This is a genomic window from Pseudomonas sp. GW704-F2, assembly GCF_059423025.1.
Map to the genome: position 1 here is coordinate 1 of NZ_JBWKXO010000019.1, position 14,457 is coordinate 14,457.

At 60.8% G+C, this 14,457-nt stretch carries 10 protein-coding genes and 1 pseudogene; 3 read left to right on the forward strand and 8 right to left on the reverse strand.

What is annotated here, in order from left to right; all coding sequences use genetic code 11:
- Positions 1–57: 57 nt before the first annotated feature.
- The 4 genes and pseudogenes from AC07W0_RS17130 to AC07W0_RS17145 all read right to left on the reverse strand — a co-directional run bounded on the left by AC07W0_RS17130 (position 58) and on the right by AC07W0_RS17145 (position 6,523).
- The gene (locus tag AC07W0_RS17130) at positions 58–519 is read right to left on the reverse strand and encodes a hypothetical protein (RefSeq protein WP_102618567.1); all 462 of its coding nucleotides are present in this window, start codon (positions 517–519) and stop codon (positions 58–60) included.
- Positions 520–918: 399 nt separating this feature from the next.
- A pseudogene (locus AC07W0_RS17135) lies at positions 919–1,503 on the reverse strand (RHS repeat-associated core domain-containing protein); the annotation flags it as partial.
- Positions 1,504–1,685: 182 nt separating this feature from the next.
- Positions 1,686–2,165: a competence protein ComJ gene (comJ, locus tag AC07W0_RS17140; RefSeq protein WP_102618568.1), complete on the reverse strand. Its 480-nt coding sequence runs from the start codon at positions 2,163–2,165 to the stop codon at positions 1,686–1,688.
- The gene (locus AC07W0_RS17145) at positions 2,165–6,523 is read right to left on the reverse strand and encodes an RHS repeat-associated core domain-containing protein (RefSeq protein ID WP_102618569.1); all 4,359 of its coding nucleotides are present in this window, start codon (positions 6,521–6,523) and stop codon (positions 2,165–2,167) included. Before AC07W0_RS17145 ends, comJ begins: the two co-directional genes overlap by 1 nt.
- 285 nt (positions 6,524–6,808) lie before the next feature.
- On the opposite strand from AC07W0_RS17145, the gene AC07W0_RS17150 reads away from it, so the two are divergent.
- From AC07W0_RS17150 to AC07W0_RS17160, 3 genes are all read left to right on the forward strand, one after another.
- Positions 6,809–7,783 carry an ABC transporter substrate-binding protein gene (locus AC07W0_RS17150; RefSeq protein ID WP_102618570.1) on the forward strand — a complete coding sequence of 325 codons (975 nt, stop codon included), beginning with the start codon at positions 6,809–6,811 and terminating at the stop codon, positions 7,781–7,783.
- Positions 7,784–7,795: 12 nt separating this feature from the next.
- Positions 7,796–9,145, forward strand: coding sequence for an LLM class flavin-dependent oxidoreductase (locus AC07W0_RS17155; RefSeq protein WP_046383850.1), 1,350 nt, complete (start codon positions 7,796–7,798; stop codon positions 9,143–9,145).
- A 61-nt stretch (positions 9,146–9,206) separates the two neighbouring features.
- Positions 9,207–10,385 (forward strand): acyl-CoA dehydrogenase family protein, encoded by a 1,179-nt coding sequence (locus tag AC07W0_RS17160; RefSeq protein ID WP_102618571.1) that lies wholly within the window; start codon positions 9,207–9,209, stop codon positions 10,383–10,385.
- 99 nt (positions 10,386–10,484) lie between these two features.
- On the opposite strand, the gene AC07W0_RS17165 is transcribed toward AC07W0_RS17160, so the two are convergent.
- The 4 genes from AC07W0_RS17165 to AC07W0_RS17180 are packed head-to-tail and all read right to left on the reverse strand — an operon-like array spanning position 10,485 to position 14,323.
- Positions 10,485–11,258 carry an energy transducer TonB gene (locus AC07W0_RS17165; RefSeq protein ID WP_102618572.1) on the reverse strand — a complete coding sequence of 258 codons (774 nt, stop codon included), beginning with the start codon at positions 11,256–11,258 and terminating at the stop codon, positions 10,485–10,487.
- Positions 11,255–11,701 carry a protein TolR gene (gene tolR / locus AC07W0_RS17170; protein ID WP_046383853.1) on the reverse strand — a complete coding sequence of 149 codons (447 nt, stop codon included), beginning with the start codon at positions 11,699–11,701 and terminating at the stop codon, positions 11,255–11,257. The genes AC07W0_RS17165 and tolR overlap by 4 nt, the downstream gene beginning before the upstream one ends.
- A gap of 14 nt (positions 11,702–11,715) precedes the next feature.
- Positions 11,716–12,408 (reverse strand): protein TolQ, encoded by a 693-nt coding sequence (tolQ, locus tag AC07W0_RS17175; RefSeq protein WP_046383854.1) that lies wholly within the window; start codon positions 12,406–12,408, stop codon positions 11,716–11,718.
- A 49-nt stretch (positions 12,409–12,457) separates the two neighbouring features.
- Positions 12,458–14,323 carry a phytase gene (locus AC07W0_RS17180; RefSeq protein WP_102618573.1) on the reverse strand — a complete coding sequence of 622 codons (1,866 nt, stop codon included), beginning with the start codon at positions 14,321–14,323 and terminating at the stop codon, positions 12,458–12,460.
- Positions 14,324–14,457 lie beyond the last annotated feature (134 nt).

Consider the following 14,457-nt stretch of genomic DNA (forward strand, 5'->3'; position numbering starts at 1 on the left):
TCCGGCGTCGTAAACCGCCCCCTAGAAGTCAATAATTTACCTGGCAGATCGTACACACTATTTTACCCATGAGGAAAAATCAGAAATATAGATTTCATCTAATTTTAGATTTGCGGGGATATCTTGAATACTGTCGGCAATTTCATCGAAAGGTGAAGGTATTACGTATGAAATACCGAAGTCGTCCTCTAGGATGAGGGAGCCATTGAAAATGCGTTGTCTTTTTGATAGCTCAGCTATTTCATAAAAAAACATGCCAGTCCTGAATGTTTTCCGGTACGTACCCTTGTAGTTCTTATTGCAACCCAGCGAACATATAGCACCGTCAGCCTTGGTAGTAATAGTTATTGTATTATCCACCCAATAAGCCGTCCTGATTTCGCTATCAGGCAAAGTATAGTTTTTAACTACGACCTCATGGTACTCATACAGCTCTTTAAGGTAAATAGAAACATTGCTATCGAGTACAATGTTTGCGAGAGACTCCCCGGATTTTATTTCAGCATTGAAGTCAATCATTTATAAACTCCCGTTCATTAGTGCGCCATCGACATAGACTGGAGAATCTTTGATTAAATCGTAATTTTTAAATCCCCCGTGACCGATTCGGCCAAAAACCACATCTTCCCCCGATTTATTTACTTTATAAATCTTCCAGTAGTCGTTACCGTGAATATTTTTTTGGCTTTTATTTCCACCCGGGTGATAATCCAGCTTATATATGGACCCGGATTTTGTAGTTCGAGAAAATTGAACGTGCTGAATGGCATCAGGTCTGCCAGCTTGAGGATAACTTTTAGTCCAGCCACGAGTGCTTAGATAGCCGTCAAGGTCAACAGATTTCTTGCCTGTCAACTTATCAATCCAGCGTTTGGCTATCGTAGATTTCCTGGAAAAACCCTTCGATGAGCCACAGTTTAATCCTATAGGGTCGACATATCCAAAAGGGTTTGGTGCATATACGTATAAGTTAACCCCACCCATCAACCCAATCGGATCCGGCGTCGTAAACCGCCCCACATCCGGGTCATAAAACCTGAACGTGTTGTAGTGCAGCCCCGTCTCCCGATCCAGATACTGCCCCTGAAATCGCAGGTTCTGCTCTTCAATAAAATACGCTTCGCGCACCTCCTCCAGCGCGTTGCCCCACACCCGATAAGTCGCGCGCCAGACGTTGTGCCCGTCGGTTTCAGTCAACTGTTCCGGCAAGCCGTTGAGGTCGTTGTGGTAATAGCGGATTTTCTGCAGCGGGCCGACGCCGTCGACTCGCGCTAAGGGTTCGTAGCCTTCGTCTGCGTAGACGTACAGGCTTGTTTGACTGTGTTTATGTTCCTGCAACAACCGCAGGCCATCCCACATGAACCGCGTCTCGCCCGGCGGATAGCCGTCGCGGCCATGCTCGGTTTTTTTAACGCGTCGGCCCAGCGGGTTATAGGTCATCCTGACCACGCTGCCGTTTTCATTGCGGACTTCAATCAGTCGGCTTTCGGCGTTGTAGCCATAGCCCACGAGTACTTCACGGCGTTGATCGGTATAAAAACGCTCGATGCGAGTGACGCCTTACCTCGCACTGAACACCGCGCTGCCTAATGCAATAGAGCCTATGTCGATGGGGCGACCCTGTTCGTCGGTGTAGACAATAGTCTCGCCGCTTTCGGGATGAGGCTGGATCTCAACACAAACCTTTAACGAAGTCCTTCCACTAGTATCTGGTCTTTCTCCCCACCCCAAGGGTCATCCAGTAGATACTTGGCTGGAACTTTTCCCCCGGATGGAATCAGCGTGATCTTGTAAAAAATCTCGTCGCCTTCGCAGACCTCGAAATACAACGCATAGTCGCGTTTTTCTAGATCAAGCTCGACTTTGAATTTCTCAGCGGCGGATGAAATTTCCACATGATTGGGATCTGTCACATGAAACGGTACGACAATGCACCGCTGGGCGGTTTTATCAAGATCGAAATCGCTTGCCAGTTTTAGATGTATGTTCGCACCGAATGCGTCTTCGGGAATAGGGTCAAACACAACATAATCGTTATGAACAACGGCACCTTGCTCCAGATTAACCTTACCCCATTGGCTTGAAGCCTCGTCAAAGGGGCGTGAGCGAAATTGAACTTGGCTGTGGGATATTAGTAGATCCACAGATTGATCTTTATTTGTCATCAGTAAACCTCGAGTTTAACTCTGGTCCCATTGGGTAGGTCGGATAGGGCATTGCCAATGCTCGAGCCAGCACCCCGATTATCGCTAGGATCGATGTACTTGACGCTGGCGCCACTACCACCTTCTTTGAACATTGCCATCGGCCATTCATCTCGATCCTTGTCTGTCTTGGTTTTTATATCTTTCAAGCTGAGTTTGCGGTTGAGCTTAGCGGCGTCGCGTTGAATGGTCACAATGTAGGGGTGGCCTTTCTTAATTGCACCATCAATATGACCGAATGTCTGCGGGTACTCCGAACGCTTCAATCTCAGCTTGTAGTCGTACTGTTTTGACCGGGTTTTGCTCAGCGTACAGCCGGCAAGGCCTAGAGGGTCCAGCCAGGTGAATGGGTTCAAAACGAACGCGTACAAATTGAATCCACCCGCCAACCCAATCGGATCAGGCGTCGTAAATCGCCCCACATCCGGATCATAAAACCTGAACGTATTGAAATGCAGCCCCGTCTCCCGATCCAGATACTGCCCCTGAAACCGCAGGTTCTGTTCTTCGATGTAATAAGGCTCACGCACCTCCTCCAGCGTATTGCCCCACACCCGATAAGTCGCGCGCCAGACGTTGTGCCCGTCGGCTTCGGTCAATTGTTCCGGCAAGCCGTTGAGGTCGTTGTGGTAATAGCGGATTTTCTGCAGCGGGCCGATGCCGTCGACTCGCGCTAAGGGTTCGTAGCCTTCGTCTGCGTAGACGTAAAGGCTGGTCTGGCTGTGTTTATGCTCCTGCAACAGACGCAGGCCATCCCAGGTGAATCGGGTTTCTCCCAGCGCATAACCCCGGCTGTCGTGTTCGGTTTTGGTGATGCGTCGACCGAGCGGGTCGTAGGTCATGTTCACGACCGTTTCTCGCCCGTTTCTCTGGCTGCGTACTTCTATCAGCCGACTTTCGGCGTCGTAGGCGAAATGCTGCACACCTCGCGCAGCGCTGCGCTTTTCGATCATTCGGCCAAAGCCGTCGTAGCGGTAACGCTTGTCCTGATAGGTCAGCAATCGGTTATGGCGCACCAAGCCGCCAGAGGTTTGCGGGCCGTCGAGCAGGTTGGCGGCGGCGTCGTAGGCGAAGGTTTCGCGCTGGCCGCGCAGGTTGTCCTGGCTGGCGATGATGCGGCCGGTGGCGTCGTAGTGCAGCAGTTGGCGATGTTGCGCTACGGGTTGCTGGTCGAGTTTGCCGATCAGGTTGTCAGCGGGGTCGTACTCGAAGTGTTTTTGTGTGGCCGCTGGCATCAACGAGGGCTGGCTGGCGTGGCGGCGCTGGCGAGCGCGCAGGCGGCCGCTGCGGTCGTATTCGCTGCGGGTGCTGAGTTGGCCTTGGGTGCGCAGCACTTCGCGGTGCAGGCGGTCGCGCTCGAAGTCGCTGATGACCTGGCCGTCGAGGTTGATCTGGTGCAGGTGGCCGCTGCCGTAGTACAGGCGATTGAGCCAGCGGCCGTCCGGTAGTTGCGTCTGGATCAGGTTGCCGAGTTCGTCGTAGTGGTGGTGCAGATTGCCCGCTGAACTCTGTTCGGCAAGCAACTGGCCAAGGACGTCGTAAGCGAAACCAAGAGCCTGGGTATTGCCCTGCAAGTCGGTGAAGGTGACGGCGGTTAGCTGGTCCACCGCATCGTAGCTGTAGTCGGTGCGGCCATCGTCGGTGGTCTTGGCAATCAACCGGCCAACCGCATCGCGCTGCAGCCGATGAATGATGGGGGCCGGTGGCTCCTCGGGAACTATCGCCAAGTCATTGCCATAAGTCGCCGCAACGGCGGTCACCGCCGTGATGTTATCCAGCAGGTCATAGGTGTAGCGCTTGGCGCTGCCGTCGAGGTCTTGTTGTTGGGTCAGCCGATCCCCGGCATCCCACGCGAACCGATAGCTTTCGCCGTTCTCGTTGACCAGCGCTTGCAGCCGCCCATAGCTGTCATAGCTGAATTGCACCTGTCGTCCATGGGCGTCGGTGCGCTGGCGTACCTGGCCGCGACGGTTGTGCTGGTAGAGCGTGGTGTGACCGGCGGGGTCGGTATAGCCCACCAACTGACCGCTGGTATCACGCTGGTATTGCTCGGTGCGCCCGTCCGGCAGTTGGCTGCTGAGCAAGCGTCCTTGAGCGTTGTAGCTGAATTGAGTGCGCTCGCCGAGGGCGTCGGTGATGACCTGCAAATAGCCGCGCTCGTCGTAGCGAAAGCGCGTGGGGTAGCCTGAGCAATCGACATGCTCGACCAGTTGCCCGAACGGGTTCCAGCGCAGCTTTTTACTTTTGCCGGTAGCATCGATGATTTCCACTGCTTGGCCAAAGCGGTCGTATCGATAGCGCGTGGTCTGACCAAGGGGATCGATTTCGCTGACGCAGTTGCCACGCGGGTCGTACCGGTATTGCCAAACCTGTCCGGCTGCATCGGTCTCCACCAACGGCAGCGACCAATGCTGCAGCCACACGGTGGATTCGATCCGCCCCAACGGATCTTGCGTCTCGCACAGGTTGCCGGACTCGTCATAACCGAACGTCCACTGACCGCCCTGAGGATCGGTGGCGCCGAGCAACTGGCGCTCGTCATTCCAGTCGAATTGCCAGGTTTGGCCGAGGTTGTCGGTGTACTCGGTGATCTGGTACTGCGGATTCCATTGGCGTGTGCTGACCCGTTGCAAACCATCGGTAATCTGCGTGATCCCAGCGTGTAGGTCATAGTCGAACTGGTAGTCATCGCCTTCGTCGGTCCAGTGTCGGACCACGCGCCATTCGGCGTCTTCCACACAGGCCCACTGGTAATAGCAACGCAGTCCGGTGGGCCGTTGGTGCTCGACCATGCGCTGGCCGCTGTCGTAGGCAAAGCGGCGCTGCACATGCCCAATTGCATCGCGAACTTCGGCCAGGTCGCCAGCGGCATCGTAGTGATAGCTGGCTAACACTTCGCGGCTTTGATCCGGGAACAGCCGTTCGATCTGTTCCACGCGCCCGGTCCATTGACGGCTGTAGCCCAGTTCAATTCGTACATCATTGAAGGAATCGTGTAACTGACTCAGGCGACCTTGGGCGTCGTAGTCGAGGAGGATGCGGTTGTCATTGCGGTCCCCCAGCTGGCCCAGGCGCAGGTGCGACGGGTTGCCTGGCGTTGGTTCGAACAGCCGATAAATACCGTCGACGCTTTCAATCAGCACCTGCCCGTTGGCATGGCGCCGCACGCTCAGGCCTTCGCCCGCGCTGAACACCGCACCGCCCAGGGGGATGACGCCCATGTCAATCTGCCGGGCCTGCTCGTCGGTGTAGATCAGGCGCTCGCCGCACTCAGCAAGCCCCTGCATTTCGACGAAAACCTCGTAGATCACACTCCAACCGGCGCCGAACAGGCCATCGCGGCGTTCGTCCCGACTGCTGTAGTAGCGCTGCCACTCGATCGGCAACAGGCCAGGCAGGGTGAAGTCCAAGTCGTCCTCACCGTCGAGAATTTTCGCCCCCGTGGCGCTGTGTACCGGGTTGGGCGAACCGGCGACCGCCGAGGTAATGGCATTGCTCACCTGGCTGCTGCCCCACGACACCAGCCCGCCCACGACCATGCACGGCAGCTTGCTGAAAAACTTCGCGCCACCGCCGCGCAAGGTCAGCAGCGCCGTCACCGCCAGCCCGACACCGGGCGTCTTGCCGCTGCGGATTTCGCGGACGACGACCGGGGCGCCGCCGATGATCACATTCGGCGAAACCTGTGCCGTCCCAACCTTGGCCTCGCAGGTGCTGCGATCCCCACTGCGCACGGCGGGCTGGCCGTTGATAAATACGCGACTGGAACCCTCGGCCATGTACTGCTCTGGCATCGGCGGGTGTTTATCGCAGTCGACTTTATCGCCAGGACAAGGCACGGCGCCCAAGGCTGGCGTAGCGACTGTCGGGCGCCATAGCTGAGAGAAAAAGCCTTCAGCGATATCCAGATAAGTAGGCTCACCCTCTGGCGCCGCGATTACATCCGAGATCTTGCCAGCCGCCCGCGCCGCGGGTTTGCCGTTGATGAATACGTTGGGCGAACCGCTGCTGATGAAGGCGTCGATGACGGGAGGAAACAGGGCATTGGCAAAATACTCACATAATCGTGAAAGGCCTTTATCCGCGCCGGTTTTGCTCATGCCGACGCCGACCACCGCACCCACCACGGCGCCGAGTACAACGCAGCCGAGGCCGCCAGTCGCCACGGTGACACCCGCCGCCGCAACCACCGCCGCTGTCGCCAATGCGGTCACGGCCACGCTGGCCGCAATTTCCAGGACGCCGCCTAACACGTCGGCCAGCATGGAACTGTGCAGAAGCACATCGCCCTCGCGGGCAGCCCAAGGCGTGTCAGTCATGCGCAACGATCCGTGTCCGAAAGGACCGGGATCAAATCACGCGGTGGTTGCCTTGCTCAGGTGAGACTTTCCGATGCGCTCGTAGGAATACTCCGAATCAGCAGCCAAACTAAATGCATAAAAGGAATAATAATAAACCAGATAATCAGTTATTTTAATAATTACCATATAACCAAAAAGAACTTCACAGCAGGTTTTTATGGGGATAACGTTAACCCCTCACCGACCCCTTCTCCAGGCGGAGGTAGCCGAACCCTTTCTTGATCTGCCTGGAGCCTGCATCCCATGGTCTTTGCCTCCCCGTTCAAACGCCTGCTCCTGGGCACCGCACTGGCCTTCGGCCTGAGCACCGGCGCCCATGCCGCCGACCTGCAACCGCTGCGGGTGGCCAATCAGAAATCGACGATCAAGGCGCTGCTGGAAGTCTCCGGCGAAGCCAAGAATGTGCCCTATGAAATCCAGTGGGCGGAATTCCCGTCCGCCTCGCCGCTGGGTGAAGCCTTGAATGCCGGCGCCGTGGATATCGGTGCGTTGGGCGATGCACCGTATGTGTTCGCCCTCGGTGCCGGTGCGGCGCTCAAGGTGGTCAGCATCATTCACGCCGACGGGCGTAGCACCACCGCCCTGCTGGTGCCGAAGGACTCACCCATCAAGACCGTGGCGGACCTCAAAGGCAAGCGCATCGTGACAGGCCGTGGCTCCATCGGGCATTACCTGGCGATCAAGGCCCTGGCCAGCGCCGGCCTGACCACCCAGGACGTGCAGTTCATTTTCCTGCTGCCCAGCGAATCGCGCCTGGTGCTGGACAATGGCAGCGCCGATGCCTGGTCGACCTGGGACCCCTACACCACCGTGGTCACCTCACAAAGCCAGGCGCGGATCGTGGCCAGCGGCAACACGCTGTTGAGTAACCACCTGTACCTCGCGGCAACCAGCCAGGCCATCAGCGAAAAACGCGCGCAGCTCGACGACTTTGTCGCACGCGTCGACCGCGCCTACGCCTGGGCCAATACGCACCCCAACGAGTACGCCGCCGCCCAGAGCAAAATCACCGGGCTGCCGCTGGCTGTGCATGTGGCCGTGGCCAAAGAAACCCACCTGACCCCGGTGCTGATTGACGACGCCGTGATCAGCGGCCTGCAAGCGACCGCCGACACCTACCAACAAGAAGGCCTGCTGCCCCGGCACATCGACGTGTCGCTGGGTTTCGACAAGAGCTTTAACGCCAAGCGTGCCCCCCAAAACCAAGCATCGCGTTAACAGGAGCAGAACATGAGCAAGCCACGTCAATTGAAACTCGGCGCCATGGTCCACGGTGTCGGCCACGGCTGGGGCGAATGGCGCCACCCACAGGCGCAACCGAATGCCAGTACGAATTTTGCGTTCTACAAGCAGCAGACTGAACTGGCCGAAACCGCCAAGTTCGACTTCGTGTTCATCGCCGACAGCCTGCACATCCATGCCAAATCCAGCCCGCATTACCTCAACCGGTTCGAACCGCTGACCATCCTCTCGGCCCTGGCCGCGTTGACCACGCATATCGGCCTGGTCGCCACCGTCACCGTCAGCTACACCGAGCCCTACCAGGTCGCACGCCAGTTCGCCTCGCTGGACCACATCAGCGGCGGCCGCGCCGGCTGGAACGTGGTCACCTCATGGCTGAGCGGCACCGCCGATAACTTCGGCAAGGCCGAGCACCCGCCGCATGCGGTGCGCTATCGCATCGCCAGGGAACACCTGAATGTGGTCAAGGGGTTGTGGGACTCCTGGGAAGACGACGCCTTTGCCTACAACAAGCAAAGCGGTGAGTTCTTCACCCCGCACAAGCTGCACACGCTGAATCACCAGGGCGAGTTTTTCTCGGTGAAAGGCCCGCTCAACATCGCCCGTTCGCGCCAGGGCCAGCCGGCGATTTTCCAGGCGGGCACCTCGGAGGACGGGCGCAACTTCGCCGCCGAGCATGCTGATGCGATCTTTGTGCATGTCGACAGCATCGAAGACGGCCTGGCCTACACCCAAGACCTCAAACGCCGCGCCACAGGCTTCGGCCGCGACGCCGACAGCCTGTCGATCCTGCCGGGTATCCGCCCGATTGTCGGCCGCGACGCCGCCGAAGTGGAACGCCGCTATCAGCAGGCAGTGGACCTGGTGACCGTGGAAGATGCGATTGTCGCCCTCGGTCGCCCGTTCAACGACCACGACTTCAGCCAGTACCCGTTGGACGAACCGTTCCCCGAGCTGGGCGAGCTGGGTTCCAACAGCCAGAAAGGCGGCTCCGACCACATCAAGCAACTGGCCCGGGACAAAGGCCTGACCCTGCGCGAAGTGGCCTTGCATTTCTCGCGGCCCAAGCGTGATTTTGTCGGCACCCCGGAGCACGTCGCCGATACGATCCAGACCTGGTTCGAGACCGGCGCCAGCGATGGTTTCATCGTCAATTCGGTGCTGCCCGATGGCTTGCAATACTTCACCGAACGGGTGGTGCCATTGCTGCAACAGCGCGGCCTGTTCCGCAGCGAATACAGCGGCCAGACCCTGCGCGACAACCTCGGCCTGGACGTACCGGCCAACCGCTACAGCGTCGCCGCCGAGGTCGAAGCACAGCAGGAGGCATTGGCATGAGCGAATCCTTCCACATCGGGGAACCAGCCCGCGCCCCGATTTCTGACCGAGTCCATGCATCATGACGTCATCCTCGCCACCGTCCTTGCGCGCCGTGGAAGTCGCCAACTTCGACGCCCTGCTCGACCGTCTCAGCGCCGAACTGGCCGGCAGCGCTCAGCTTTTCGACGAGAGCGGCGCCTTCCCCCACGCCAACTTCAAACGGCTGCATGAACACGGCCTGCTCGCCCTCACCGTGCCCAAGGCCCTCGGTGGCGGCGGCGCCAGCCTGGCCCAGGCACGCAAAGCCATCAGCGCGATTGCCAAGGGCGAACCCTCTACCGCGCTGATCCTGGTGATGCAGTACCTGCAACACACGCGCCTGCAAGACAGCAAAACCTGGCCCGCGCACCTGCGTGTAAAAGTCGCCGAAGACGCGGTACGCCACGGTGCGTTGATCAACGCGCTGCGCGTCGAGCCGGACCTCGGCACCCCCGCCCGCGGCGGCCTGCCGGCGACCACCGCAGTGCGCTGCCCTGAAGGCTGGCGCATCAGCGGGCGCAAGCTCTACTCCACCGGCAGCCACGGCCTGAGCTGGTTCAGCGTGTGGGCGCGCAGTGACGATGCCGACCCGCTGGTAGGCGCCTGGCTGGTCCCCAAAAACAGCCCCGGCATAAGCATCATCGACAGCTGGGACCACCTGGGCATGCGCGCTACCTGTAGCCATGACGTGGTGTTCGACAACGTGCTGGTGCCGCTCGACCACGCCGTCAGCGTCAGCCCCTGGAGCGCACCGCAGCCGGAGCTGGATGCCGAGGGGTTGCTGTGGATGTCAGTGCTGCTGTCGTCGGTGTATGACGCCGTGGCCCAGGCCGCGCGCGATTGGCTGGTGAACTGGCTGCAAACGCGCCAGCCGTCCAACCTCGGCGCCGCACTGGCGACATTGCCGCGTTTCCAGGAAACCGTCGGGCACATCGACACCCTGCTGTTTGCCAACCGCAGCCTGCTCGACGCCGCCGCCGAAGGGCATACCCCGGCCGGCAATGCGGCGCAGTTGAAGTACCTGGTGACCGGCAACGCGATCCGCGCCGTGGAGCTGGCGATCGAAGCCTCGGGCAACCCCGGCCTGTCCCGCCACAGCCCGCTGCAGCGCCACTACCGCGACGTGTTGTGCAGCCGCGTCCACACCCCGCAGAACGATGCCGTGCTGCAAGGCGTCGGCAAGGCGGCCTTCGCCCAACGGCAGAAGGAACGCACATGAGCAAGGGCACCACCCTGAGCATCCTCGTCTGAGGCGCGATCGCCCAACGCCTGACTCGGTTAAAAAATGTGGCTGGGGCCTTGTGTCGGCTGGCCAATCTCATTTGATGCGATAGTGAAAGGTATTGCGCACCGCGGGCACCGCTACCGCCTTGCCGTCAACGATCCTCGGCTGGTAGCGGAAGGTATTCGCCGCCGCCAATGAAGGCCGGATAAACAGCGGATGACAGCCGTCCAGCACCTTGGGGTTTTCCACGCGGCCCAGGGAGTTGACGGTGTACTCCACCGAGCAATCGCCTTCGATGTTTTTGTCCAGGGCGCGTTCGGGGTACTGCGGTGCTTCTTTGCTCAGCGGCAAGTATTGGCGACTGTCGAACGCCGGGGCTGGAGCAGGTGTGGCAACCCGCGCGGTTTCAGCGGCCAGCCGCGCCTGGTTCAGCCGTTGTTGCTCCTGCTCGCGGTTGTGCTGTTCGGTGGCCTGACGTTCCTGTTGCTGTTCAAGGCGCTTTTGCTCGACGCGCTTACGCGCCAGGGCCGCTTTCTCCAGTTTTTGCGCCTGGATCTGCGGGTCGAGGGTGGGTTTCACCGGCGTCGGCACCGCCACGGGCTCCGGCGGTGGCGGCGCCACCGCCAGCGCTTCAGGCAGCGGTTCAGGCACGGGGGCCGCGGCCGGCGGCAGCATCACCAGTTGCGTATGCATCACCTGCGGCGCTTGCACCATCGGCTTCTGCGGTGACCAGCCCAACATCAGCCCGGCCACCACACCCACATGCAGCGCAACGGCCAGGCTCGCCGCCAAGCCTTTGCGCCACCACCCGCTGCAATCCCGAGGCGCCATCACCAGGCTCGGACTGTGCATGATCATCGCCGTCATTGCGGGGCCTCGGTCACCAGCCCCAGGTGGCTGACGCCGCCCTTTTGCAACACCGCCATCGCCGCGACCACGCGCCCATACCCGGCGTCTTCGTCAGCGCGGATATAGACCTGGGTGTCACTGCGCGCCGCCACCACCTGCATGACCTTGGCGCCCATGTCCTCCAGGCTCACGGCGCTGTCGGTCTGGTGCTGCGTGTCCAGCTCGTCGCCGAGGTTCCAGTAGTAACTGCCGTCGGCCTTTACCGACAGCGTGAGGATCTGCTGGCGGGTGTCGGTGGCCAGCGCCTCGGCGGCGACCTTGGGCAGGTCGATCTTCACGCCCTGGGTCAGCATCGGTGCGGTGACCATAAAGATCACCAACAGCACCAGCATCACATCGATATACGGCACCACGTTCATCTCGGCCTTGGGCCCGTGCTTGCGTTGCGGCCTGGTTAACATGGGCTTGCTCCTGTTCAGGCGGCCGTGGCCAGGTGGGTCGGCATACCGCTCAGGCTGCGATGCAGGCGCACTTGCAGTTCATTGCCGAAGGCGTAGTAGCGGGTGAGCAGCGTCTGGCTGCGCGCCGAAAAGCGGTTGTAGGCGATCACCGCCGGGATGGCGGCAAACAGGCCGATGGCCGTGGCGATCAAGGCTTCGGCGATGCCCGGCGCCACCGTGGACAGCGTGGCTTGTTGCACCTGGGACAAGCCGAGAAAGGAATTCATGATGCCCCACACCGTGCCGAACAGGCCGATGTACGGGCTGACCGAACCCACAGTGGCGAGAAACTGCAGGCCCTTTTCCAACTCGATTTCCTGCGCGGTGATCGCCACCTGCAAGGCGCGCTCCACCCCTTCGAGCACCGCCGGATCGTGGCTGTGCAGGTGCTGGTATTCCTCGACCCCGGCGATAAAGATCGGCGCCACGCCGCCCTCGCCCGCCTGCACGGTGTCGCGGTACAGCGCCTGCAGGTCTGGAGCCGCGCGAAAGCGCGGCAAAAACCCGTTCAACTGGCGCTCCAGGCGCCGCAGCACACTGCCGCGCTGGAGAATCAAGTACCAACTGAGCAAGGACGCCAACAGCAGCGTGACCATCACCGCCTTGACCAACAGGCTGGCGTCGCTGATCAACCCCCAGATCGTCATATGTTCCATCGTCGCGTGCATGGTGGTGAACTCCTATTCGATTAAAAAGTGATGACCGGGTGATGACGGCTTACGGCAACTTCAGCGCGCGGGTCACATCGCGCCAGGGCACGAACTTGAAGTTCTGGGTTTGCTCGGGCATGCGCTTGCGCCCGTCCTGCACCACCAGCATGCCTTGGCTCCACGGCCCGCCGAGGTTGACGGCGGTGACTTCGAGGCCATCGGTTTCCGACGCCCCATCGATCCCGGCCTCAGCGTTCAAACCGACGCGAAAGGCGCCGTGGGCGGCGAACGGCGGTTCGGCATCCACCACTAGGTAGCTGTCATTGCCTTGGCTGGAGATCACCAGGTAATCGCGCGCGCCGCTCTGGTACAGCGCCAGGCCCTCGACATCCGCGTGCAGTTGCGCGCCGACCTTGATCACGCTGGTCAACGTCGCCGGCTGATCGGCTCGGGCGTCCACCGCCCAGACGCCGACATCTTCTTCACCGATGAACAGGCGCTGACGCTGGTCATCGGCGACGCAGCCTTCGGGTTGGCTGTCGACCTTGAACTGGCGCACCAACTCGCCCTGCACGCGGCCAGCCGGCGCGCTCAAACGGTATTGCAGGAAGGTGCCGTCCTTGCCGTTGGCGATCGCGTACAGTTCACCGCTGGCCGGCTGGAACAGACAGATGCCGTAGATTTCCTTGAGCGGCGTCGGCACTTCGCCGGCTTCGCGCAACTCGCCGCTCTGACGGTCGATGCTGAACAGGCTCAGGCTGTTGTGATCGCGATTGCTCGCCACGGCGAGGTCGACGGTCTGTTGGCCGAGCTTGAAGTTGGGGCGGACATCGACGTTGTTCAGGCGCCCCACCGCCAGCTCCTGCAACAGCTTGCCGTCGAGGTCGTAGGCCAGCAGGCCTTGTTTTTTGTTGGTGCCGAGCACGCGGCTCTGCGCCGGTCGTTGCGGGTGAATCCAGATCGCCGGGTCGTCCGCCGCATCGCCTTGGCGCCCGACCGGGTCGGTCTGGCGCTGGGCGGCGACTTCCGGCAGCACCGGCAGCGGCGCGACGGGCGTAGCCTGCCACGTCAACTCGGCCTGATAGAGGTTGCCGCTGTCGTCGTCGCGCAGCAACAGTTGCCGGCCTTTGATTGCCAGGTTTTCCGCCTCCTTCACACCCGGCAGGTGCAGGCTCGGCTGGGCCACCCAGCGCTCGCCGTCCTGCTGGAACAGCTGCAGTTGCGCGGTCTTCGGATCAAGCGCGACCAGCCCACCCGGCACCAGCGCCATGGCCCCGGCGGCGCGCCCGGGATTGTCGAACAGCGCCACCGGCGCGCGTTTCACCTCGGCTTCCGGGTGCGCCGGGTAGGCCCACCAGCCGACGTTTTCTTCGTTCACCACCAGTTGATGGGTCGCATCGTCCACCTGGCAGAACTGCGCCGACGGCGGCAGCGGCAAGCCGCGCACACGCTGGGGTCGGGCCAGCAACGTCGGGCCATTGCCCACCAGCCATTGCTCGCCCTTGCCCTCTTCGCCCACCAGGAACACAAACAGGTTGGCCGCCGAGTCGCGATACAAGCACACGCCGTTGACCGGATAGTCGCGGGTCGGCAGGTACAGCGGCGTGCCCCAGCGTTTGCCGGCGCTATCCAGGCTGATCAGCATGGCCTGCTGGCGTTGGTTATCCAGGGTCGCCACCAGCACCTGGGCACCGGCGGCACGGCTGTCGAGGCTGCTGAAGTTGCCCTTGAAACGCGCCAGTTCGGCGCCTTTTTCGTCGAGCAGCAACAGGCCGTCGCGGGTGCTGGCGGCCAGGCGTTCGGGGCCGTTGGGCAGGAAGGCCAGCGCCTCGGCGTTCAGGTTCGGCGCCCAACGCGTCAGGGCCAGGTCGGCGGCCAGCGCATGGCCGCAGGTGGCCAGGGCCATCAGCAGGTATAGCTTGGAAAATCTCATGAACAGGCAAATCCTTCGAAAACGATGAACAACCCATGTGGGAGGGGGTTTGCTCCCGATGGCAGTGGTTCGGCTGATAAATCCGGCGACTGACACACCGCTATCGGGAGCAACCCCCCTCCCACACTCGGGTC